Source organism: Pseudomonas sp. ACN5 (assembly GCF_002303975.1).
Lineage (GTDB): Bacteria > Pseudomonadota > Gammaproteobacteria > Pseudomonadales > Pseudomonadaceae > Aquipseudomonas > Aquipseudomonas laurylsulfatiphila.
Map to the genome: position 1 here is coordinate 55,136 of NZ_MRCP01000021.1, position 23,072 is coordinate 78,207.

Below are 23,072 nucleotides of genomic sequence, written 5' to 3' on the forward strand. Positions count from 1 at the left end.
GCGCCTTTTTTTATGGGGGATCAATCAACGGCCATTCGGCCAGCGCCCGATAACGGCCCTTGTGGGATTCGAACAGGGTGAATCGATCGGCCCGCAGGAAGAATTCGGGGGGTGTCGCGGACTCCGGCACCGGCGCCCGAAAGTCCCGCGCCAGGGTCAGGTGCGGACGGTATTCCCTTGGCGCTTGCTCCAGCCCGAACGGCAACATCGCCTGTTCCAGGGCATAGACCAGACGCAGCAATGCCGGGGGCGCCTGCTGCGGTGCGAGCACCAACGCCCCTGCCCGGCGCCATACGTCCAGCCGGTCAAGCACCACCGTCAAGCGCTCGCCCGGCGTGCGGATGGACGCCGCAGCGGTGCAGAGCTCGGCGATCTGCGCCACACCCACCGCGCCCAAAAACTTCAGCGTCAGGTGAAAGTTGTCCGCCGGCACCGGTCGTCCGTTGCGCAGCTGCAGCGCACTGCGCCACTGGGCGATCTCCCGGCGCTGGGCCGGAGCGCAGTCCAGCGCAAAGAACAAACGCTTGATCGGCTCGCGGATTTCGTCGTTCATGCCGCACTCCTTGTGGGAAGACTGTCTGAGTGTACTCAACACCCGCCTGCCGGCCAGCGGATTTCTGGCACCGTCCGGCAGGCGCGTTATAGTTCTGGCATCCCACAAAAGCAGAGGGGACCATGCGACAGATCATCAGCAAAGAGCCATGGTGGGCCAGACCGCCCGCGCCAGGTCAGGATGAACTCCAGCTGGAATGGGGCTGGCTGGTGCATTACAGCGAAGGTGAGCCGCGCTTCGAGTTCATCCGCGAACGGCCGACGGATGACGAGATCCGCCAGCGCAAGAGTTGCAGGATCACCCCGACGCCGGAGTGATCCCGCGTCCGGCATCACGCCGTGAGAAGTACTTCAAACCCGCCGTACACCATGCGCTGGCCATCGAAGGGCATCGGATTGACCTCCGGCTTCATGCGCGGGTCCTGCATCATCTTGTCCATCCCGGCATTGCGGGTGGCCTTGTCCGGCCAGATGATCCAGCCGAAGGCAACGGTTTCGCCCTCCTTGAGCTTCACCGACATCGGGAACGAGGTGACCTTGCCCTCCGGCACGTCCTCGCCCCAGCATTCGACCACACTCAAGGCTCCGTTTTCCTTGAAGACCGAGGCGGCGATTTCGGCGTGCTTGAGGTATTGCCCACGGTTGGCGGTGGGTACGGCTGCGATAAAACCATCGACATAAGACATGAGTGTTTCTCCTTGGGTCATGGGGTGTTCTGCCGGGTAGTCGTTTGCGCCGGCGTCCAATCGACAGTGCCGGCACTCAAACCGACCGGCGGTTGTGCACCGCCGCCCAGACTCCCTTCGATCTGCCCCGCCATGTAAAGCGTGCCAGCCATGACGCCGGTGGTCGGGTTCTGCACCAGCTTGATCCAGGCCTTGTCGAAGGTATTGCCCAGACTGCTGCGGATCAGCGCTTCGCTGTCGGGCCTGTCATTGGCCTGAATCATCGCGCGAATGGCCGCCACACCGACGGTAATCAAGCCGCCGGCGAGTCTCCCGGCAGCGGCGGCCACGGCACTGGCGGCCCCGCGCGGGGCCATCTCGGCTTCCATGCGCTGGCTGGCGCGCTTGGCCACCGGCGCCATCGCGGTGTCGGTCGAACCCACGCCCTTGTCACCGCCGGCCTTATGGATTTTGTCGAGCAACGCAGCGTAAGCCGGCAATGAGTTCAACGATTCGGTGTGCACGATCTGGTACAACGAGGCGTCCCGCGCCGGCGGTGGCCCGAGGGCAATGGCCGGGATTTTCTGGATGCGCCCGTTGAGCTGGGCCATCGGCACGCCGTGGCGGGTGGAGATTTTCTGCAGTTCTTCCTTGAGGATGTCGACGTAGAATGCCGCTGCCAGGCCAAGAATCGCATCGGGATCGATTTCCGCCGACACCGGGGCCAGAACCTTCTCCTGGTAGGCCTCGAGCAGGTACGCCGCCAGGCGCTTGGCCGAGGCATCCTGCTCACCCTTGGCGCTGATGGTGTACCAGCTGACCTTCATCGACATCCATTCCTGGGTCCAGTAGCTGCTGAACCACGGAATGAATTTTTCTTCGGTCAGTTCATAGACCCGCGTACGCCAGTATTCCATGGCGCCACGGGCGTAGATTCGGGTCTGCTCGGTGGCCGACTGCGACGCGGCGACGATCTCCCGGTCCACCTGTTGCCAGGTGCTGGCGGGAACGATGACCGGCGCCACTTCCACCGGCGCACGCGGCGGCGTGGCGCACCCTGCCAACACCACCAGCACGGCAATGATCAGCGAACGCAGGTTCAAGATGGCGGCTTCCTGAAGTGTGCACCGGGCGGGATGTCCAGCACTCGAAAACCATGATTCAAGTATAGGTCGCGGCATGTGCATGGCCGACAACCGGCGGCACTTTTGAGGGCCTCTTCGCGGGCAAGCCCGCTCCCACAGGTTGCGTGTCGTGCCCGGATCATGTGGCAAGCACAAAACATTGTGGGAGCGGGCTTGCCCGCGAAGGGGCCAGAGCAGACAGCACAAAAACCACCATCACTGGCGTCGATATTCACCATCGCCGCAATTGCCTTCCGCTTGAACGCCGTCAGCGTAGGATCGATCCCAAGCCAACACGAAATCCCGAATCGGAGGGAAACCTCATGCTGATCCATCTGCTGACCTGCCTGGCCCTGACGGCGTTCACATTGAGTGTGTTTGCCTGGTACGTCCTGAGCGAGGAGCAAACATCATGATGCACACCGTCTCCCTCGCCGTGCGTTTTCCGCTGTTCGGCAACAATTTCTACGCGCAGAAATTCGAATCACGTAAAGAGTTGACTCTGCTGTTCGACGAGAAGTTCGAAGCGCTGTTGATCCCTTCAGCCGATCATCACTTCAGTAACGAAGTGGTCGGTCTCAATGATCAGTTCCGCTTTTTGAATGACGTGCTGGCCGAGCATCTGCTGGATGTCGAGCTGGCAAAAGCCTCGGTCCGTTCGTTCGGGTTCTGACGGCGACCGCGGGTCACCCGGGCACGGATGCAAACCGCTCACAACGTTCGCTGGCTATTGCCAGTCCCCCTCGCAATATCGATTCCCCAATCCATCGCCGCCTCCATGTCCAGCATGTGCGGCCGTGGGTCGTGATTTTCGTCGATGACCGAGCCGTCCGGCTTGTAGACACCGATAAACATGCCCAACGAACCGTCTTTCAATATCTCGGCTGTGACTTTGATTTTGCATCCGTTCGATAACGTCTCCTTGTGCTCTATATGGCGCTCGGTCATGACTGCATTGCTCCCCTGACTGGATTCAAACCCTACTGGCCATGCTAGCTCAGCCCTCTGGAGTTCGCCGATTGGCAGGACCGAAGGCCGGCCCTGACAGCGGCGCAATGCCTCCTATACTGAAGGCCACCTCCCCTCCAGGGGATCTGCACGTCCAACAATAAAAAGCAGAGGTGGAACATGGTCTGGCAGCAAGTCTACGATCCGTTCGGTAACCCGGTGCTTTCAACGCTCATGGCGGCTGTGCCGGTGGTGGTGATGCTGGCCTCCCTCGCGTTTTTCCATATCAAGGCGCACCTGGCGGCGCTGCTCGCCCTGGTCTCGGCCTTGCTGATCTCGATCTTCGCCTTCGGCATGCCGGCGGACATGGCCGGTTCCGCGGCGCTGTTCGGTGCAGCCAACGGTTTGCTGCCGATTGGCTGGATCGTGTTGAACATCATCTTCCTGCACCGCCTGACCACCGAGAACGGTTCGTTCAAGGTGCTGCAAGACTCCCTGGCGCGCATCACCGATGACCGGCGCCTGCAATTGCTCCTGATCGCTTTCTGCTTCGGTGCGTTTTTCGAAGGCGCGGCCGGTTTCGGTACGCCGGTGGCAGTGACCGGGGCGATTCTCATCGGACTCGGCTTTTCGCCGCTTGCCGCCTCGGGACTGGCGCTGATCGCCAACACCGCGCCGGTGGCATTCGGCGCCCTCGGCACGCCGATCATCACCCTGGCCAAGGTCACGGGGCTGGATGAGATGGAGCTGTCGATGATGGTCGGGCGGCAGTTGCCCTTCTTCTCGGTGCTGGTGCCGTTCTGGCTGATCTGGGCCTTCGCCGGCTGGCGCAAGATGCTGGAGATCTGGCCGGCGATCCTGGTGGCCGGGGTCAGTTTTGCCATTCCGCAGTTCCTCGTGTCGAACTATCACGGGCCCATGCTGGTGGATGTGATCGCCGCGCTGATTTCCATGGCCTGCCTGACCGGTTTCCTCAAGGTCTGGAAACCGGCCACCGTGCACACCTCCGCCGCCCTGTCCGGCCGGGTCGACAACTCGAAGATCGACGCCGAGCACGACGAAAAGCCCGTACCGAGCGCAACCTTCGCCAACGAGGCGAAACCGGCGGTGATGCGGGCCTGGATGCCGTGGATCATCCTCACGGTCTTCGTGTTCATCTGGGGCACCCAAGGCTTCAAGAGCACCTTCGACACCCGCCCTGCCATCGATCCGCAAACCAGTGCCGCCAAGCTCGATCCGCAAGGCAAGCCGATGCGCGAGGCCAACCCGCTGTTTGCGCCGGTCGTGACCTTCACCACCCTGCACTTGCAGATCGAGAAAGTCCCGCCCGTGGTAGCCGCGCCGAAAACCGAGGAGGCGGTGTACAAGTTCACCTGGTTCACCGCCACTGGCAGCGGCATTCTGCTGGCGGCGATTGTCGGCGGCTTGCTGATGGGGTACTCGATCCCGCAACTGATTCACCAGTACCTGCGCACTTTGTGGGTAGTGCGTTACTCGCTGATCACCATTGTGGCGATGCTCGCCCTGGGCTTTCTCACGCGCTACTCGGGCCTGGATGCGACCATGGGCCTGGCCTTCGCCGCGACGGGCATTTTCTACCCGATGTTCGGCACCCTGCTCGGCTGGCTCGGCGTGGCGTTGACCGGCTCGGACACCGCGTCCAACGTGCTGTTCGGCGGCCTGCAACGGGTGACGTCCGAGCAACTGGGCATCAGCCCGGTGTTGATGGCCGCCGCCAACAGTTCCGGTGGGGTCATGGGCAAGATGGTCGACGCCCAGTCGATCGTGGTCGCCTCCACCGCCACCCGCTGGTACGGCCATGAAGGGGAAATCCTGCGCTACGTGTTCTTCCACTCGATTGTGCTGGCGATTCTGGTCGGCGGGCTGGTGACGTTGCAGGCCTACGTCGCGCCGTTCAGCCATATGGTGGTGGGCGGGCATTGAATCGAACTGTGGGAGCGGGCTTGCTCGCGAAGGCGGTGTGTCAGACGGCAATGTCATCGACTGACACTCCCTCTTCGCGAGCAAGCCCGCTCCCACATGGGCAAGGGTTTTTTATTGAATGAATGGTCCGTCGTGCGGACAAACATCCCATGGACAGCCGGCCGTATCAGGCCAATGATAAAGGTCGCAGGTCTCCAGCGAGAATCGTGATCCCATGAACATTCTCTACGATGAACGCGTTGACGGCGCCTTGCCCGACGTCGACAGACAGGCACTGTTGCAGGCCCTGCAGAGCCGCTTGCCGGGCCTGGAAATCCTGCATCAGCAGGAGGAACTCAGGCCCTACGAATGCGACGGACTGTCGGCCTATCGCACCACGCCGATGCTGGTGGTGCTGCCCCGGCACATCGACGAAGTGCAAGGGATACTGCGCGTCTGTCATGAGCTGCACGTCCCCGTCGTCGCCCGTGGCGCCGGCACCGGTTTGTCCGGCGGTGCGCTGCCCCTTGAGAAAGGCGTGTTGCTGGTGATGGCGCGCTTCAACAACATCCTGGGCATCGACCCCGCCGCCCGTACCGCGCGGGTTCAGCCGGGCGTGCGCAATCTGGCGATTTCCCAGGCGGCGGCACCGTTCGGCCTGTATTACGCGCCGGATCCGTCCTCGCAAATTGCCTGTTCCATCGGCGGCAACGTCGCGGAAAATGCCGGTGGCGTGCATTGCCTGAAGTACGGCCTGACCGTGCACAACGTGCTCAAGGTCGACATTCTCACGGTCGACGGCGAGCATTTGAGCCTGGGCTCCAACGCCCTCGACGCCCCCGGTTTCGATCTGCTGGCACTGTTCACCGGCTCCGAAGGCCTGCTCGGGGTGATCACCGAGGTCACGGTCAAGCTGCTGCCCAAACCGCAGACCGCCAAGGTATTGCTGGCGGCGTTCGACTCCGTGGAAAAAGCCGGGCGCGCCGTCGGCGACATCATTGCCGCCGGCATCATCCCCGGCGGCCTGGAAATGATGGACAACCTGGCCATCCGCGCTGCCGAGGACTTCATCCACGCCGGTTACCCGGTGGAGGCCCAGGCCATTCTGCTGTGCGAGCTCGATGGTGTTGAAGCCGATGTCTCGGATGACTGCGACCGGGTGCGCCAGGTCCTGCAACAGGCCGGTGCGACCGAGGTGCGCCAGGCGAAGGACGAAGCCGAGCGCGTACGTTTCTGGGCCGGGCGCAAGAACGCCTTCCCGGCAGTGGGCCGCCTCTCGCCGGATTACTACTGCATGGACGGCACCATCCCCCGTCGCGAACTGCCCGGTGTGCTGCACGCCATCGCCGAACTCTCGAACGAATACGGCCTGCGGGTGGCCAACGTATTCCACGCCGGTGACGGCAACATGCATCCGTTGATCCTGTTCGACGCCAATCAACCCGGTGAACTGGAGCGCGCGGAAAACCTGGGCGGCAAGATTCTGGAGCTGTGCGTGAAGGTCGGCGGCAGCATCACCGGTGAGCACGGTGTGGGCCGCGAGAAGATCAACCAGATGTGCGCGCAGTTCAACAGCGATGAGCTGACCCTGTTCCATGCCATCAAAGCCGCCTTCGACCCCAGCGGCCTGCTCAACCCCGGCAAGAACATTCCGACCCTGCACCGCTGCGCCGAATTCGGTGCCATGCACATACATCGCGGTCAATTGCCCTTCCCCGAGCTGGAGCGTTTCTGATGCGCGGCCCTGCAGACTTCGATGACAGCCAACTGCTCCTGGAACAGGTCAATCAGGCGCTGGAAAACGCTACGCCGTTGCGCATCCAGGGTTCCAACAGCAAAGGTTTTCTTGGCCGCACCACGGCCGGGGAAATTCTCGATACCCGTGCGCACCGGGGCATCGTCAGTTACGACCCGACCGAACTGGTGGTCACCGCCCGTTGCGGCACGCCGCTGTCGGCGCTGGCGCAGGCGCTGGACGCCGCGCAACAGATGCTGCCTTGCGAGCCGCCGTCCTTTGGCGACGGCGCCACGGTCGGCGGCATGATCGCCTGCGGACTGTCCGGCCCGCGGCGCCCGTGGTCCGGCTCGGTGCGCGATTTCGTCCTCGGCACGCGGGTCATCACCGGGCAAGGCAAACTGTTGCGCTTCGGTGGCGAGGTGATGAAAAACGTCGCCGGCTACGACCTGTCACGCCTGATGACCGGCAGTTACGGCTGCCTCGGGCTGATCACCGAAGTCTCGCTCAAAGTGCTGCCAAAACCCCGGACAGTCCTGAGCATCAGCCTGGAAATGGACCCTGAACGCGCCTTGCTGCGCCTGGCGGAGTGGGGCCAGCAACCGTTGCCGATCAGCGCAGCCTGTCACGACGGTACACGCCTGCACCTGCGGCTCGAGGGCGGTGAAGGCTCGGTGGCGGCGGCCCACGAGCGCCTCGGTGGCGAACGGCTGGACGCTTCGTACTGGGAAGATCTCAACGAACAGCGCTTGAGCTTCTTCGATGAAGACCAGCCGCTCTGGCGCCTGTCACTGCCGCACAACACACCGCGCCTGTCGCTGCCGGGGCGCCAGTTGATCGACTGGGGTGGCGCCCAGCGCTGGTTGAAATCCGATGCCGAGGCGGCGTTCATCCGCCAGGTCGTCGACGAAGTCGGCGGCCACGTCACCTGCTTCAGCCACGGCCTGACCGACACCCCTTTCCAGCCGCTGCCCCCGGCCCTGATGCGCTATCACCGCAACCTGAAACAACAACTCGATCCACGGGGCATCTTCAACCCCGGACGCCTGTACGCGGAGCTTTGAACCATGCAGACGACCCTGAGTGAAAGCGCCCGCCATCTGCCCCGCGCCGCAGAAGCCGAAAGCATCCTGCGCACCTGCGTGCACTGCGGCTTCTGCAATGCCACCTGCCCGACCTATCAATTGCTCGGCGATGAACTGGACGGACCGCGGGGCCGCATCTACCTGATCAAGCAAGTGCTGGAAGGCAACGACGTCACGCAAAAGACCCAGCAACACCTGGATCGCTGCCTGTCGTGCCGCAACTGTGAAACCACCTGCCCGTCGGGCGTCGATTACCACAATCTGCTGGACATCGGTCGCGCCGTGGTCGATGCGGCGGTGCCGCGCCCGCTCGGGCAGCGCCTGTTGCGCGAGGGGTTGCGCCAGACCGTGCCGCATCCGGACCTGTTCAAGAGCCTGGTCAGTGGCGGCCAGGTGTTCCGCGCACTGCTGCCCGATACCCTGCAAAGCAAATTGCCGCGCCATGCGCCGCCGGCCAAGCCGCGCCCCATGACCCTGCGCGAACGTCAGGTGCTGATGCTCGAAGGCTGCGTGCAACCCGCCCTGTCACCCAACACCAATGCCGCGGCGGCGCGGGTGCTGGACCGGTTGGGAATCAGCGTCATCGCGACCCGCGAAGCCGGGTGCTGCGGTGCCGTGGACTACCACCTGGACGCCCAGGCCGCCGGTCTCGATCGCGCCCGGCGCAACATCGACGCGTGGTGGCCGGGCATCGAAAAAGGCGCCGAGGCAATTGTGCAGACCGCCAGCGGTTGCGGCGCCTTCATCAAGGACTACGGCCATCTGCTCGCCAGCGACCCGGCCTATGCCGACAAGGCGAAAAAGGTCAGCGAACTGGCCCGGGACCTGGTGGAGGTGTTGCGCGACGAGCCGTTGGAAAAACTCGGGATCCACGCCTCGCAGCGCCTGGCCTTCCATTGCCCCTGCACCTTGCAGCACGGGCAGAAACTCGGCGGTGCCGTGGAAGCGCTGCTGAGCGGACTCGGTTTCAATCTAACGTCCGTGCCCGACGGACACCTGTGTTGCGGTTCGGCGGGCACCTATTCACTGACCCAGCCCGAGCTGTCGCGACAACTGCGCGACAACAAGCTCAATGCCCTGGAAAGCGGCCATCCCGAGGTCATCGTCACGGCCAACATCGGCTGCCAGTCGCACCTCGACGGCGCGGGCCGGACCCCGGTGCGGCACTGGATCGAACTGGTCGAAGCCGCCCTGCCTTAACCGAATCCCGGAGATGCCCATGAACCGCAAAGCCGTGCTGAGCCAGACCGAAGTCCAGCAGATCCTTGCCGCCGCCCGTGCCGAAGCACAGGCCAATCAATGGGCGGTGACCATAGTGGTGGTCGATGACGGCGGTCACCCGCTGGCCCTCGAACGCCTCGACGGTTGCGCACCAAGCAGTGCCTATATCGCCACCGAAAAGGCCCGCACCTCAGCCCTCGGGCGGCGGGAATCGAAAAGCTATGAGGACATGGTCAATGGTGGGCGCTACGCTTTTCTGTCAGCACCACTGCTGACTTCGCTCGAGGGTGGCGTGCCGATTGTTTTCGATGGCCAGGTGATTGGGGCCGTCGGGGTGTCGGGCGTCAAGCCTGAGCAAGATGCGCAAATAGCGAAGGCTGGGGCGCAATGCGTGAAATGAGATTTTGGCATCACCCTGGATCCCTGTGGGAGCGGGCTTGCTCGCGAATGCGGTGGTACATCCAACATCCATGTATCTGACACACCGCTTTCGCGAGCAAGCCCGCTCCCACAGGGGCCGTGTTCAACCTTCTGTGAGGAGTTGCACCGATGAGCCGTCTGACAGCCAAAGACTTTTCCCCGGAACTGCTGGAACTCTACGACTACTACGCCCACGGCCAGATCAACCGCCGGGAGTTTCTCGACCGCGCGGCGTTGTTCACCTTCGGCAGCATGACCGCCGGTGCCCTGCTCGCTGCACTAAGCCCCAACTACGCGCTGGCCGAGCAAGTCGAGTTCACCGACCCGGACATCATTGCCGAGTACGTCACCTACCCTTCGCCCAAGGGTAACGGCCAGGTACGGGCTTATCTGGTGCGTCCGGCCAAGGCCACCGGCAAGGTGCCGGCGGTGGTGGTCGTGCATGAAAACCGCGGGCTCAACCCCTACATCGAAGACGTGGCCCGGCGTGTGGCCAAGGCCGGTTTCATCGCCCTGGCCCCGGACGGCCTGACCTCGGTCGGCGGTTATCCCGGCAATGACGACAAGGGCCGCGAGCTTCAGGCCACGGTCGACCCGCAAAAGCTGATGAACGACTTTTTCGCCGCCGTCGAGTGGATGATGAAACACCCTGCCGCCACTGGAAAAGTCGGCATCACCGGGTTCTGCTACGGCGGTGGCGTGACCAACGCCGCCGCCGTGGCCTATCCGGAACTGGGCGCCGCCGTGTCGTTTTATGGTCGTCAGCCAACGGCCGAGGAAGTGCCCCGGATCAAGGCACCGGTGATGCTGCACTACGGCGAACTGGATACGCGGATCAACGAAGGCTGGCCGGCCTATGAGAAAGCGTTGAAGGCCGGGGGCAAGACCTATGAGGCCTACATTTATCCGGGCTGCAATCATGGCTTCCACAACGACTCGACGCCGCGTTATGACGAGGCGGCGGCCAAGCTGGCGTGGGAGCGGACGTTGGGGTGGTTTAGAAAGTATCTGGTTTGAAGTACTCGGCCAGCAGTACCGGCCTCTTCGCGGGCAAGCCCGCTCCCACAGGGTCCGAGTCGAAGCACATATCGGTGAACGACTCAGGAACCTGTGGGAGCGGGCTTGCTCGCGAAGGCGGTTTCAGGGCTGCCGAGATTATTTCGGCTGAGCCACCGTCCGCAGATACGGCTTCAGTGTCTTGAAGCCATCCGGGTATTTCTTCTTCGCATCGTCATCAGACACCGAAGTCGGGATGATCACATCCTCGCCCGGCCGCCAGTTCACCGGCGTGGCAACGGTGTGCTTGGCATTCAGTTGCAGAGAGTCGAGCAAACGCAGCACTTCATCGAAATTGCGCCCGGCGCTCATCGGGTAGATCAGCATGGCCTTGACCTTCTTGTCCGGGCCGACGATGAACACCGAGCGCACCGTGGCGTTGTCCACCGCCGTGCGCGCGCCGCCGCTGGCATTGGGGTGGATCATGTCGTAAAGCTTGGCCACCACCAGGTTTTCATCGCCGATCAGCGGGTAGTTGACGGCGCAGCCCTGAGTCTCGGCGATGTCGCCGACCCAACGGTTGTGGTCGCTGACCGGGTCGACGCTGAGGCCGATGACCTTGGTGTTGCGCTTGTCGAATTCGGGCTTGAGTTTGGCCAGGTAGCCCAGTTCAGTGGTGCACACCGGGGTGAAATCCTTGGGGTGGGAAAACAGGATGGCCCACCCGTCGCCGATCCATTGGTGAAAGTTGAGTGTGCCTTCGGTGGTTTCGGCGGTGAAATCCGGTGCTTCGTCGCCAATGCGGATAGCCATGTTCGATCTCCTTGCAATGATGGACAGGGACGCCGTCAGGGCAACGAATGCGCTTTCAACGGCATGGACGCGGACAGTATAGGAGAGGTTGCGCAACTCGCCGGCTGCGCTAGTCCACCAACGCAATCAGCTGCTGACGCTGGGCATCGGTCAGCATCGGGCCGAATCCGGCCCGGGTATTTTCCGCCATATAGCGCGGGTTGCCGGTGCCCGGAATCACGCAGGTCACCGCCGAATGCGACAACAGGAACTTCAGTGCCAGTTGCGGCCAGCTCTTGACCCCGACTTGCGCCGCCCAGCCTGGCAGCGGTTTGTCTTTCAGTCTGGCCAGCAGGCCGCCACCGCCGAACGGCCGATTGCAGATCACCGCCACGCCCCGTTCACGGCACAACGGCAGCAAGCGTTTCTCGGCGCCGCGATCATCCAGGGCGTAGTTGATCTGCAGGAAATCCACAGGCTCGGCCTTGAGTACCGCTTCCACTTCGTCGTAGGCCGACGCCGTGTAATGGGTGATGCCGATGTAGCGGATGCGCCCCTGTTCTTTCCAGTGGCGCAGGGTCGGCAAGTGCGTCTGCCAGTCCAGCAGGTTGTGGATCTGCATCAGGTCGATCCGGTCGGTCTGCAACAGGGCGAAGGATTGCTCCATCTGCGCGATGCCTTCCTCGCGCCCGCGGGTCCACACCTTGGTGGCCAGGAACGCCGGCGAGCGCGGCTCATGGATCGACAGCAATTCGCCGGTGGTCTGTTCGGCGCGACCGTACATCGGCGAGCTGTCGATCAGCTTGCCACCCTTGTCGAACAACGCATCCAGTACCGCGGGCAAGTCCTTGTAGGCCGGTTGCGAAGGCTCGACGTCGAATCCGCGATAAGTGCCCAAGCCTACGATCGGCAAGGACTCGTTGCTGGAAGGAATGGCGCGAGTCTGCATGGTCTTGCCTCCTGTTCCCGTCGACGGCGCGGGTTGCGCACTCGCCGGACCGAACGTGAAGACCGCCGAAGCGCCGGCAGCCAGCGTGAGTATTGCTCTACGGGTGTAACCCTCAGGATGGCTCATAAAACGTTTCTCACCAGTCGTTCGGGTTCGGCCTGTTGCACCAACACGGCGGATAACCCGCGCCCAGGGTCGATTGACTACACTCACAAGGCCCTGCGGCGTCAGCCACTTTCCAACCCCGAGCCATCAATGCCGCCCACTAACGTTAGTCGAATGTCGCGCACCCTGGTGTTACTCGTTGTCATCGTCGCTGCGTTGTACCTGACGCTGTGCTTGGCGTTGTTCGTGTTTCAGCGATCGCTGATCTATTACCCGCAACCGCGCGCCATCGGCGCTGCCGGGACGCTGCTCACCCTGCCGGTCGCCGACGCACGGGTGCTGGTGTCCATCCGGCCTCACGAAGGCCCGAATGCGCTGATCTACTTTGGCGGCAACGCCGAAGACGTCTCGCGCAACTTACCCGGGTTCACTCAGGCGTTCCCTGATTACGCGCTGTATCTGCTGCATTACCGAGGCTTTGGCGGCAGTTCCGGCTCGCCTTCCGAAGAGGCCATCGCCCGCGACGCCTTGACCTTGTTCGACCAGGTGTATGCCAGCCACTCGCATGTGGCGGTGGTCGGACGCAGCCTGGGCTCGGGTGTCGCCGTGCGCCTTGCCAGCCAGCGCCCGGCGGCGCGCCTGGTGCTGATCACGCCCTACAACAGCCTCGAGGGGCTGGCCGCTCGTCAGTTCCGCTGGTTTCCGGTGCGCTGGTTGCTGAAGGACAAATACCCGTCCTGGCAGTACGCCGCCCGCATCACGGTGCCGACGGTCTTGATAGCGGCCGAGCATGATGAAGTGATTCCGCGTTCGAGCACCGAGCAGTTGTACACGCACTTCGCCAAAGGCGTGGCGTCACTGCAGGTGATACCGGGGACGGGGCATAACTCGATCAGCGAAAGCCCTGAATACTTGAAGGCGCTGGGGGATGGGTTGTAGCAAGCAAGGTGGAACATACCTGTGATCTGTGATCTGTGGCGAGGGAGCTTGCTCCCGCTGGGTTGCGAAGCGACCCCAGCTCTTCATCTGAAAAGCAGGGCCTGCTGCGCAGGCCAGCGGGGGCAAGCCCCCTCACCACAGAAAGCCCTTCAGTCGTGACCATTGGTCCGAGATTTTGCCTTCGGCCAATAAAAACATATTTTTATGCCTATATTGATATTGTCGAACGTTCCCACTCACAGAGGGTGCCGTCATGAATATCAAAACCCTGGCTTTGCTCCTGCTGGCTTTCTGTGCGCAACCGGTCTGGAGCCAGACGCCTGCTGCCTCACCCGCCGCTGCCGACAGCCCCGCGCTGACCACGCGCCTGGCCGAGCGTGACCTTTGGGTCGAGCACATTTTCTGGATCAGAAACTACGCACTGGCCAATCAATCCGCCGACCAGAAACAAGCCAAAGTCGCGGCCGATCAGGTGGTCGACAACGCCACGAAAATCGCCAACAGCATCGCCCCGCTCTACGGCCAACCGGCGGCGGATCAATTGCTCAAGCTGCTTGCCGGCCATTGGGGCGCGGTGAAACACTACAGCGATGCCACGGTGGCCAAGGACACCAAGGGCAAACAGGCCGCCGTCACCGAACTGACCAGCAATGCCAAGGCGATTGCGGCGTTCCTGGCCACGGCGAACCCCAACCTGCCTGAGGCGACACTGGTGACGATGTTGTCCGCCCATGGCGGTCACCACATTGCCCAGATCGATGAGTTTGCCGCGCACGATTACGCCGGCGAAGCCCGTACCTGGGCGATGATGCGCACGCACATCCTGGCCCTGGCCGATGCGTTGACCGGTGCGCTGGTCAAGCAATTCCCGGACAAGTTCTGATTCTGATATCGCGCGAGGGTATCCCATGCTGGAAGGACTGGGCCGAACACAGCAAGACCTGCTCAATGCGCTGCTGCACCATGCCGGCGGCATGAGCATTGACGAGTTGGCTGAACACTTGGCCGTTACGCGCACGGCGATCCGCCAACACCTGGCGGCGCTGGAGCGTGACGGCCTGGTGCTGCGCGGCGACACCCGCCCGACGGGGCGTCGTCCGGAGCAGCTGTACCGGCTCACCGACCACGCACGGGAGCAATTCCCTCGCCACTATCAGCTACTGGCCAGCGTCCTGATCGATGAAGTCGCCACCATCATTGGCCCCGAAGCCCTGGCCTCGCTGATGCGCAGCATGGGGCGCAAACTGGCGCTGGACCGTGAACAACAGGTCGTGGACGAAACCAGGATCGTCCAGCACATGAACCAGGCGGGCTACGAAGCCGAGGTGTTTTTTCGCTCAGGCGACACGCCGGAAATCGTCGCGCATAACTGCGTGTTCCATCGCCTGGCCGCCGAGCACCCGGTGGTCTGCGAACTGGACCTGGCCTTGATCGGCGCGCTGGGCGGCGGTGAAGTCGAGCACAGCGAGTGCATGGTGCGTGGCGGGCATGTCTGTCGCTTCAGGCTGCGACCGACAGAGAGCCCGGAGCCGCCACTCGGAGACTGACCTTACAGATCGATCATCTGCATGTTCGCTTTGAGAAACCCCATCAACTCGGCTGCCGCCGGCGACAGGCTGTGCCCCTTGCGGCACAGGATGCCGATCTGGCGTTCCACCCGTGGTTCGGACAGTGGCAGGAACACCAGTTTCTCGTTGCCCTGCGGGAACGCCAGGGACGGCAGCGTCGTGATGCCGATGCCCTCTTCCAGCATCGCGATCAGCGAAATCATGTTGGAGACAAACAGCAGACTGCTGTCCAGCAACCCCGCCGCGTCCGTGCCTGCGAGCAAGCGCGAGGTGCCATTGCGCACCAGGGGATAGGCTTGCAGGCTCGACCAATGCAAAGCCTCGCCGTTCGCCACCAATGGATGATCGTGGCGGCAGACCACGCCCACCCGATCACTCAGGATCGGCACGAACTCAATGTTTTCGTCCGCCGTCCACACGCTGCTGATCGCAAAATCCACCTGCCCCTGGACCAACAACTGCTGCACGCTGTCGGCATTGCCATCCTGCATGCTGATCTGCATTTTCGGGTGCTCGCTGACAAACCGTGCGAGCAGATGCGGCAGCAATCGACTGGCCACCGACGGCACCGTCGCGATGCTCACCTGACCGATTTCATGCCGCGCCAGCAAGCTGACTTCGCGGGCGATGCGGTCGTGATGCGCCAGCAAATCCTGGAACAGCGGCAAGCAGTGCTCGCCGAATGGCGTCAGTTCGGTTTTACCGCCCTTTTCGAATAATGGCTGGCCGAGCTTCTGCTCCAACTCGCGTACGGCCAGGGACAACGCCGGTTGCGTGCGATAGGCCTGCCTTGCCGCGCCGTGAAAGCTTTTCAGCTGGGCAACCAGGACGAAATAGCGCAGTTGGGTGATCTTCAGCTCAGGCAACACGGTTAGTTTTCCTTATCGCTTCATATTTATTATTAATTTTTATTTGCAGAGTAATACTCTCAAGATGGGGCCAACGCAATCGGAGGTTCCCATGGCACTGCAACCCTGCAAAAACTACATCGGCGGTAACTGGTGCGAAGGCCAAGGCGTCATCGCCAACCACAGCCCTTCGGATGTTCAAGACCTCATTGGCCATTACCATCAGGCCAGCAGCGAACAGACGCTGGATGCCATCGCCGCTGCGCGCGACGCCCAGCCGCAATGGGCTGCCAGCGGCCTGGAACAGCGCCAGCAGGTGTTGATGGCCATCGGCAACGAGTTGATGGCGCGCAAGGAAGAACTCGGCGAACTGCTCTCCCGGGAAGAAGGCAAGCCGCTGGCCGAGGGCATCGGCGAGGTCAATCGCTCCGCGCAGTTCTTCCATTACTACGCCGCTGAAGTGCTGCGCCAGATGGGTGAGACAGCCGCTTCGGTACGCCCCGGCATCGAGATCGAAGTCCAGCGTGAACCGGTGGGCGTGGTCGGCATCATCACGCCGTGGAATTTCCCCATGGCCACCGCCGCATGGAAGATTGCCCCGGCCCTGGCCTTCGGCAACGCCGTGGTGTTCAAACCGGCCAACCTGGTGCCGGCCAGCGCCTGGGCCCTGACTGAAATCATCAGCCGCCAGGCCTTGCCCGCCGGCACCTTCAACCTGGTCATGGGCAGTGGCGCCGTGGTCGGCGAAAGCCTGATCCAGTCCGCCGACATCGACGCGTTGACCTTCACCGGTTCCCTGCAGACCGGTCGCCGCGTCGCGGTCGCCACCGCCAGTAATCTGGTGCGTTGCCAACTGGAAATGGGCAGCAAGAACGCCTTGGTGGTGCTCGATGACGCCGACCTCGACATCGCCGTGGAATGCGCGTTGAACGGCGCCTTCTTCGGCACCGGGCAAAAGTGCACGGCCTCTTCGCGATTGATCGTCTGCGACGGCATCCATGACCGTTTCGTCGAAGCGCTGGTGGCGCGCATGCGTCAACTGAAGGTCGGTCATGCCCTGCAACAAGGCACGCAGATCGGCCCGGTGGCTGAAGCCCGACAACTGGAACAGAACCTCCATTACCTGCAACTGGCCGAAGACGAAGGCGCGACCCTGGTCGAGGGCGGCCAATTGCTCAACCTGCAACCGGCCGGGCACTACATGCGCCCCGCTCTGTTCATCAACAGTCACAACAACATGCGCATCAACCGCGAGGAAGTCTTCGGACCGATTGCCTGTGTGATCCGGGTCAGCGATTACGAAGAAGCCCTCGCCGTGTTGAACGACACCGAATACGGCCTCACCGCCGGGATCATCACCCAGTCACTGCGTTATGCCAGCGACTTCAAGCGCCGGGCCCGCACCGGTTGCGTCATGGTCAACCTGCCCACCGCCGGCACCGACTACCACGTGCCGTTCGGCGGCCGCAAAGCCTCCAGCTTCGGGCCACGCGAGCAAGGGCAATACGCCCGCGAGTTTTACACCGTGGTCAAGACCACCTACGTGCGACCTTGAACGGGAGATCAGCATGCACGACTTATTGATGATCGATGGCCTGCAATATTCCCACTGGAACGAAGCGATCTTTCGCCAGATGCAGGAAGGTGGCCTGAGCGCGGTGCACGCCACCATCGCCTACCACGAGAACGCCCGGGAAACCCTGTCGAGAATCGGCGAGTGGAACCGCCGCTTCGAAACCTGGCCCGAGCTGATTCGTCCGGTACGCGAGGCTTCGGACATTCGCCTGGCGCATCAGGAAGGCCGCGTCGGGATTTTCTTCGGTTTCCAGAACTGCTCACCGATTGAAGACGACATCAGCCTGGTGGAGGTTTTCCGCCAGCTCGGTGTGCTGATCATGCAGCTCACCTACAACAACCAGAGCCTGCTGGCCAGCGGTTGCTACGAGGCCGAAGACAATGGCATCAGCCGTTTCGGCCGCCAGGTGATCCGCGAGATGAACCGCGTCGGCATGCTGATCGACATGTCCCACAGCGCCGAGCGCAGCACCCTGGAAGCCATCGAGCTGTCGAGCCGGCCGGTGATCGTCTCCCACGCCAACCCGTCGAGTTTCCACGCGGCCAAACGCAACAAGTCCAACGCGGTATTGCGCGGTATCGCCGAGTCCGGCGGCCTGCTGGGTTTCAGCACGTACCCCTTCCACCTCAAGGGTGCGTCGGGCTGCACCCTGGAATCGTTCTGCGACATGGTCGCCAGCACGGCAGAGCTGATGGGCGTCGAACACATCGGCATCGGCACCGACCTGTGCCAGCAACAACCCCTGCAAGTGCTCGAATGGATGCGCAACGGCCGCTGGAGCAAAGACAAGGATTACGGCGAAGGATCAAAGGACAACGCCAACTGGCCGGCACCGTTGCAATGGTTCCGCGACAGCCGGGATTTCCCGGTCATCGCCCAGGGCCTGCGTGACCGGGGATTCGCCGAGGATGAGGTACGCAACATCATGGGACTCAACTGGTTGCGCCTGCTGGAAAACGCTACGACGGCGCAAAACTGACTCTTGATCGACACCGTGAGGACAGCATGAAAAATAACAACAATAGCCTCCCGTTCATCTCCCCGACCGGCGATGCACAGCCCCAGGCGCGTATTTTGGAGGCATCATGAAAACATCCGACTCCCTGCAAGCCGACGTCCAGCCACTGGACCTTGCACCGCCGAAAAAAGACATCGACTGGCCGCTGTTCTTGATCAGCGGCGGCTTCCTCGGCGCCTTCCTGATCGCGGCACTGATCGACATCGATGGTGTGTCGCTGCTGGTGAACACGCTCTTTGCCTGGTCGACGAAGTTCTTCGGGTTGTACTGGCAGATCCTGATGCTGGCGACCTTTGCCATGAGCCTGATCATCTGCTTCAGCAAGTGCGGGCGCGTCAGGCTGGGCGGCGTCGATCAGCGACCCGACTCCAGCACCTTCAACTGGATCGCCGTGATCATGTGCGCCCTGCTCGCCGGGGGCGGTGCATTCTGGGCGGCAGCGGAACCGATGATGCACTTCGCCAGCCCACCGCCGTTGTTCGCCGGGGTGCAACCGCACAGCGATGCCGCCGCACACGCAGCGCTCGCGCAATCGTTCGTGCACTGGGGCTTCCTGGCCTGGGCCGTGCTGGGCAGTCTGCTGGCCATCGTGCTGATGCATTTGCACTACGACAAAGGCTTGCCACTGGCACCGCGCACCCTGCTCTATCCGTTGTTCGGTGAGCGTGCGCTCAAAGGACCGATCGGCACGCTGGCGGACGCCACCTCGATCATCGCCGTCGTTGCCGGCACCATTGGCCCGATCGGTTTCCTCGGCCTGCAAATCAGCAGTGCATTGCACTCGGTCTGGGGCATTCCCAATGACCTGGTGGTGCAGTCCATCACCATCGTGCTGGTCACGGTGATGTACACCACGTCCTGCCTGGTCGGGCTCAAGGGCATCCGTTTCGTCAGTGAAATCAACGTCTGGCTGATGATCGGCCTGGCGGTGTTCATGGTGCTGCTGGGACCCACCGCTTTCATTCTCGGCGGTTTTCCCACGGCGTTCGCCTTGCACCTGGAACAGTTCATTCCGATGACCCTGTTCCGCGCCGATCCGAAATGGCTCGACTGGTGGACGGTGTTCTACTGGGGCTGGTTCATTGGCTACGCGCCGATGGTCGCCCTGTATGTGGCGAAGATTTCCCGTGGCCGGACCATCCGCGAAGTGATCATGACCCTGTCGATCATCGCCCCGCTGGTGACCATGTTCTGGTTCACCGTGGTCGGCGGCGCTGGCATCGGCATGGAGTTGCAGACGCCGGGTATCGTCACCGCCCACGGCGCGCAGCCCGAAGACTTGCTGCTGGGCGTCACCCAGAACTTGCCTCTGGGTGGACTGATCTCGGCGCTGTTCCTGTTCCTGAGCTTCATCTCGGTGGCCACCAACGGCGATGCGATGGCGTTCACCGTGGCCATGGCGATGTCCAGCAATGACAAGCCGAAACCATGGCTGAGGGCCTTCTGGGCGATCGGCATGGGCCTGGCCGCCGTGGTGTTGATCACCATTGGTTCGGGCGGGGTCACGGCGCTGCAATCCTTTATCGTGATTACTGCCGTACCGGTTTCACTGCTGATCCTGCCGTCGCTCTGGGATGCACTGCGCATCGCCCGGCAGATGGCTCGCGAACAGGCAGTCTGATGATGAACAGTTCAGGAATCGCAATGATGTCGCACACCGACACAGACACCGCTTCGGCCTTGCGACCCGCCGCCCGGGTCATGGACCTGGATCGGCTGGGCAGCCACTTTCAAAGCCGCTTGAGTTTCGTGCGCAGCAGCATGCGGCGGATGATGAACGAGCAGTGGCGCATCCAGCGCACCTGCTTCGACCTGGATGCCGAGGGCTTCGGTACGGCGATCTACCGCATCGACACCGCCAGTGCCCACTATCACTGCGTGATTTTCTCCATGTACCTGCCGCCGGAAAAACGCAGCGACCGGGTCATCGCCGATCAGTGGGATGTCAGTTTTGTCCTGCTCGCTGGCGATGTCGATGAGCAGCAATTGACTGACCTGCGACGCAATGTGCCGTTGCAGGAAGCCGGGCGTTTTGATTCGCGAGTGCTGGTGCTGTCGCGGGCCAACCGTAGCCTGCGCAACTTCGAGCGTTTCCTCGAGGCGCTGGCCGAAGGCTGTCAGCCAGACCCACGGCAACTGGCCGAGGTCGGCTACCTGTATCGCACCACCGCGGTGTACGGCAACGGCAAGTTCGGCATCGCCGACTTCAGTTGCCTGCAAGGCACTGTGGACTTCACGCAACCCTTCAGCGCCCAGATGTTTACCGTGTACCTGTTGCGGCATTTCAGCATCGAGCAGATCGAACACATGGCCCGGGCGCGCAACCCGCAGCGGGCGGTGGGTCTGGACCCTGCCCTGCAGCGTTACCTTGGGGTCGGCAATTCCACGGGGCTGGGCATGGCCCCGTTCCTGATCAATCACCCGCAACTGGTCAACCAATGGGTGTGGGCCAGGGAAACCGCACTGGCACAGGTTGTGGCGCAAGCGGCTGACCTGCCTCATGCCCAGCGCTTTCAGGCGTTGCTGCTACGGGCCCGCCGGCACTTGCAGCAAACCAGCACCGAGGACCAACGGCAAAGCGCCATCGACCAGCAGACGCTGGCCGATCTCGAACAACTGGCCGAGTGGTTCGCAGGGCAGTCGGTCAACGCGGGTTTGTGGTCGTGCCTGCAAGCCTGGGCCGAAGTGAGCGTCGGCGTCGCTTGCCAGGAACTGCTGGTCAGCCTGCTGCTGGAGTTGTACCCCGAACAGGTTGATCCGCTGGCCGAGCAGATGTCGGTCAACGAGGGGTTCCGCCTGAACGCCGAGATGCCCTTGGATGCGCTGTGCGATCTCATCGAGACCCAGTACCGCTGGGCGCTCGATTACGACTTGAGCGGCGCCGAGGCCAACCACTTTTTCTGGTATCGCTCGGCGGAAAAGGAAGAACCACGCCTGGGTGAACGGGCCATGGAGCCTGGCGCCGAGAAAGAAATGCAGTTGGGGATCGCGCACAACATTCAACGTTGTCATCGGGCCCTGCTTGCCTACCGCGAGCAACACCCACGGCAATTGACCGCGCACTTTCTGCTGGCGCTGCCGCAGTTCAAAGGCACCGTCTGCCGCCTGCAAGGCATGGCCCGCTGCGCCTTCGGGGAGATCCGCGCCAACCTGATGGACCGCAGCATGCTGCCAATCCACTTGCTGCGCTGCAAGCTGGCGTTCTTCGGCGCCGGCAAGTTCGACCCCAAGTCCAGCCGCTGGGTGCGCATCACCTTGTTTCAGGGGGCACCGCTGGTCAGCGAGATTGGCCAACCGTTCCCCGACGACTGGAATTTTGCCGTCATGCCTGAACTGACCAACGCTGCCGGAGCACTCTGAAATGCGTGTATCGCTCAATGAAATCCAGGTGATTTGCCGCAAGGCCTTCGAAGGCATCGGTTTTGCACCCGGTGATTGCGACGACGCCGCCGAGATGATTGCCAGGCTGCAACAGCAAGGCCTCGACGGTGTCGGTGCGCTGAAAAAGGCGCTGGACTTTCTTCACGATGAAGTCGATCGCCCCATCGAAACCTGCTACGAAGACGCCACGCAACTGACCCTCGATGCCCATGGCCAGAGCGTATTGCGCTGCGCCGCCCAGGCCATCGAACTGGGGGTGGCCAAGGCCTTGCGCGGCGGCAGTGCGTTGATCCGCGTCCGCCATTGCCACAACCGCGTTCTGCTGCTGGGCTACCTGGCGCGCTGTGCCGGAGAAGGCCTGAATTTTTGTGTGTACTGGCGCGATGCCCGGCAGGAACTGGTGGCCACTTTCAGTGCCGGGAGCACCGGCCCGTCCTTGCACGTGTATGACCTGCCGCAACCGGCGCAGGGTGATGAGCAAAGCATCAACGTGCTGATTTCCCGGCACTTCGCGCTGCTGCCACGCCTGAGTGCCGAAGACGCGGCCCCGACGTTTGAACACCGTCAGCCAACACCGGCGGGCGGGCTGCAGGTCGATGATGAAGTCTGGGCCCAGTTGAAGAAACTGGGTGAACGGGTGCTGGTGGAAAGCACCGAAGAATCCCGTCGCCGTGGAGCCGGCGAAGGCAGCGACGCCCGGTAACCCCCCTCAAATCCGCATCAGGAAGCATCAATGAAACAGGCGATCAAGACCGACCTCTTTGCCTCGCGCGCGCCACTGGAATGGGCGGTTGTCGGCAACGGCACGCTGTACACCGCGCAAATACCCATCGACCGCCAGGGCCAGGTGGTGAACGGCGGCATCGAAGCGCAGACCCGGCAGACCCTGGACAACCTGCGCCACACCCTGCAAGCCGCCGGCAGCTCACTGGACGCGGTCACCCAGGTGCTGATCTACGTGACCGACCGCAGCTACCTGGCAACCGTGAATGCGGTTTACGCCGAGTACTTCCAGGCGCCCTACCCAAACCGCGCCGCCATGGTCGTAGCGGGCCTGGCCCGGGAAGAAATGCTGGTGGAACTGGTGGTGTACGCCTGCGTGGATTGATCCGGCCCGATCTTCTGTAGGAGCGAGCTTGCTCGCGATGGGAGCTAACGATAACGCGGGCTTCCTGATTCAACGCGTTGCGTTTGGGTCTATCGCGAGCTAGCTCGCTCCTACAGAGG

Annotated in this window: 24 protein-coding genes; 17 read left to right on the plus strand and 7 right to left on the minus strand. The window is 62.6% G+C overall.

All coding sequences use genetic code 11. The features are described from left to right. Positions 1–10: 10 nt before the first annotated feature. Positions 11–553 carry an RNA 2',3'-cyclic phosphodiesterase gene (gene thpR / locus BSF40_RS28200; RefSeq protein ID WP_095967790.1) on the minus strand — a complete coding sequence of 181 codons (543 nt, stop codon included), beginning with the start codon at positions 551–553 and terminating at the stop codon, positions 11–13. Positions 554–675: 122 nt separating this feature from the next. Here thpR and BSF40_RS28205 point away from each other — a divergent pair, with 122 nt between their 5' ends. Beyond that, a complete protein-coding gene (locus tag BSF40_RS28205) occupies positions 676–870 on the plus strand; it encodes a hypothetical protein (RefSeq protein WP_095967791.1) in 195 nt (64 codons plus the stop codon). A gap of 14 nt (positions 871–884) precedes the next feature. Here BSF40_RS28205 and BSF40_RS28210 read toward each other — a convergent pair whose 3' ends face one another. Then, complete coding sequence (locus BSF40_RS28210; protein WP_095967792.1) at positions 885–1,238, minus strand: DUF1428 domain-containing protein; 354 nt, start codon at positions 1,236–1,238, stop codon at positions 885–887. A 17-nt stretch (positions 1,239–1,255) separates the two neighbouring features. Continuing rightward, positions 1,256–2,320, minus strand: a complete 1,065-nt coding sequence (locus tag BSF40_RS28215; RefSeq protein WP_095967793.1) for a hypothetical protein — start codon at positions 2,318–2,320, stop codon at positions 1,256–1,258. A gap of 433 nt (positions 2,321–2,753) precedes the next feature. Here BSF40_RS28215 and BSF40_RS28220 point away from each other — a divergent pair, with 433 nt between their 5' ends. Further along, positions 2,754–3,014, plus strand: coding sequence for a hypothetical protein (locus BSF40_RS28220; RefSeq protein WP_095967794.1), 261 nt, complete (start codon positions 2,754–2,756; stop codon positions 3,012–3,014). Positions 3,015–3,052: 38 nt separating this feature from the next. Here BSF40_RS28220 and BSF40_RS28225 read toward each other — a convergent pair whose 3' ends face one another. Continuing rightward, entirely contained in the window at positions 3,053–3,289 is a 237-nt protein-coding gene (locus BSF40_RS28225; RefSeq protein ID WP_007975246.1) for a hypothetical protein, read from the minus strand. Positions 3,290–3,469: 180 nt separating this feature from the next. Between BSF40_RS28225 and BSF40_RS28230 the strand changes: the two genes are divergently transcribed. The 6 genes from BSF40_RS28230 (at position 3,470) to yghX (ending at position 10,690) form a co-directional block, all read left to right on the plus strand. Next, complete coding sequence (locus BSF40_RS28230; protein ID WP_095967795.1) at positions 3,470–5,233, plus strand: L-lactate permease; 1,764 nt, start codon at positions 3,470–3,472, stop codon at positions 5,231–5,233. 214 nt (positions 5,234–5,447) lie between these two features. After that, complete coding sequence (gene glcD / locus BSF40_RS28235; protein WP_095967796.1) at positions 5,448–6,947, plus strand: glycolate oxidase subunit GlcD; 1,500 nt, start codon at positions 5,448–5,450, stop codon at positions 6,945–6,947. Further along, complete coding sequence (gene glcE, locus BSF40_RS28240) at positions 6,947–8,011, plus strand: glycolate oxidase subunit GlcE (RefSeq protein WP_095967797.1); 1,065 nt, start codon at positions 6,947–6,949, stop codon at positions 8,009–8,011. The genes glcD and glcE overlap by 1 nt, the downstream gene beginning before the upstream one ends. Positions 8,012–8,014: 3 nt before the next feature. Beyond that, entirely contained in the window at positions 8,015–9,232 is a 1,218-nt protein-coding gene (glcF, locus tag BSF40_RS28245; protein ID WP_095967798.1) for a glycolate oxidase subunit GlcF, read from the plus strand. 19 nt (positions 9,233–9,251) lie between these two features. Next, on the plus strand, positions 9,252–9,653 hold the full coding sequence (locus BSF40_RS28250; RefSeq protein WP_095967799.1) for a heme-binding protein: 402 nt from the start codon (positions 9,252–9,254) through the stop codon (positions 9,651–9,653). Positions 9,654–9,802: 149 nt separating this feature from the next. Next, positions 9,803–10,690 carry a YghX family hydrolase gene (yghX, locus tag BSF40_RS28255; protein ID WP_095967800.1) on the plus strand — a complete coding sequence of 296 codons (888 nt, stop codon included), beginning with the start codon at positions 9,803–9,805 and terminating at the stop codon, positions 10,688–10,690. 138 nt (positions 10,691–10,828) lie between these two features. Here the strand turns inward: yghX and BSF40_RS28260 are convergent, their stop codons facing one another. Both BSF40_RS28260 and BSF40_RS28265 read right to left on the minus strand, forming a co-directional pair. Continuing rightward, the gene (locus tag BSF40_RS28260; protein WP_095967801.1) at positions 10,829–11,482 is read right to left on the minus strand and encodes a peroxiredoxin; all 654 of its coding nucleotides are present in this window, start codon (positions 11,480–11,482) and stop codon (positions 10,829–10,831) included. 109 nt (positions 11,483–11,591) lie between these two features. After that, positions 11,592–12,536, minus strand: coding sequence for an aldo/keto reductase (locus tag BSF40_RS28265; RefSeq protein ID WP_172435769.1), 945 nt, complete (start codon positions 12,534–12,536; stop codon positions 11,592–11,594). Between the two features lie 129 nt (positions 12,537–12,665). Here BSF40_RS28265 and BSF40_RS28270 point away from each other — a divergent pair, with 129 nt between their 5' ends. From BSF40_RS28270 to BSF40_RS28280, 3 genes are all read left to right on the plus strand, one after another. After that, positions 12,666–13,454: an alpha/beta hydrolase gene (locus BSF40_RS28270; protein WP_095967802.1), complete on the plus strand. Its 789-nt coding sequence runs from the start codon at positions 12,666–12,668 to the stop codon at positions 13,452–13,454. Between the two features lie 253 nt (positions 13,455–13,707). Continuing rightward, entirely contained in the window at positions 13,708–14,337 is a 630-nt protein-coding gene (locus BSF40_RS28275; RefSeq protein ID WP_095967803.1) for a hypothetical protein, read from the plus strand. Positions 14,338–14,362: 25 nt separating this feature from the next. Further along, positions 14,363–15,001, plus strand: a complete 639-nt coding sequence (locus BSF40_RS28280) for a metalloregulator ArsR/SmtB family transcription factor (protein WP_095967804.1) — start codon at positions 14,363–14,365, stop codon at positions 14,999–15,001. A gap of 2 nt (positions 15,002–15,003) precedes the next feature. On the opposite strand, the gene BSF40_RS28285 is transcribed toward BSF40_RS28280, so the two are convergent. Next, positions 15,004–15,891: a LysR family transcriptional regulator gene (locus BSF40_RS28285; RefSeq protein ID WP_095967805.1), complete on the minus strand. Its 888-nt coding sequence runs from the start codon at positions 15,889–15,891 to the stop codon at positions 15,004–15,006. Between the two features lie 91 nt (positions 15,892–15,982). Between BSF40_RS28285 and BSF40_RS28290 the strand changes: the two genes are divergently transcribed. The 6 genes from BSF40_RS28290 (at position 15,983) to BSF40_RS28315 (ending at position 22,953) form a co-directional block, all read left to right on the plus strand. Next, on the plus strand, positions 15,983–17,425 hold the full coding sequence (locus BSF40_RS28290) for an aldehyde dehydrogenase family protein (RefSeq protein WP_095967806.1): 1,443 nt from the start codon (positions 15,983–15,985) through the stop codon (positions 17,423–17,425). A gap of 13 nt (positions 17,426–17,438) precedes the next feature. Next, positions 17,439–18,425: a dipeptidase gene (locus BSF40_RS28295; protein WP_095967807.1), complete on the plus strand. Its 987-nt coding sequence runs from the start codon at positions 17,439–17,441 to the stop codon at positions 18,423–18,425. Positions 18,426–18,531: 106 nt separating this feature from the next. Next, positions 18,532–20,085 carry a BCCT family transporter gene (locus BSF40_RS28300; RefSeq protein ID WP_095967808.1) on the plus strand — a complete coding sequence of 518 codons (1,554 nt, stop codon included), beginning with the start codon at positions 18,532–18,534 and terminating at the stop codon, positions 20,083–20,085. Between the two features lie 23 nt (positions 20,086–20,108). Then, on the plus strand, positions 20,109–21,824 hold the full coding sequence (locus BSF40_RS28305; protein ID WP_095967809.1) for a hypothetical protein: 1,716 nt from the start codon (positions 20,109–20,111) through the stop codon (positions 21,822–21,824). Position 21,825: 1 nt separating this feature from the next. Further along, complete coding sequence (locus BSF40_RS28310; RefSeq protein ID WP_095967810.1) at positions 21,826–22,548, plus strand: DUF3726 domain-containing protein; 723 nt, start codon at positions 21,826–21,828, stop codon at positions 22,546–22,548. Between the two features lie 30 nt (positions 22,549–22,578). Then, complete coding sequence (locus BSF40_RS28315) at positions 22,579–22,953, plus strand: RidA family protein (protein WP_095967811.1); 375 nt, start codon at positions 22,579–22,581, stop codon at positions 22,951–22,953. The last annotated feature ends 119 nt before the right edge of the window (positions 22,954–23,072 follow it).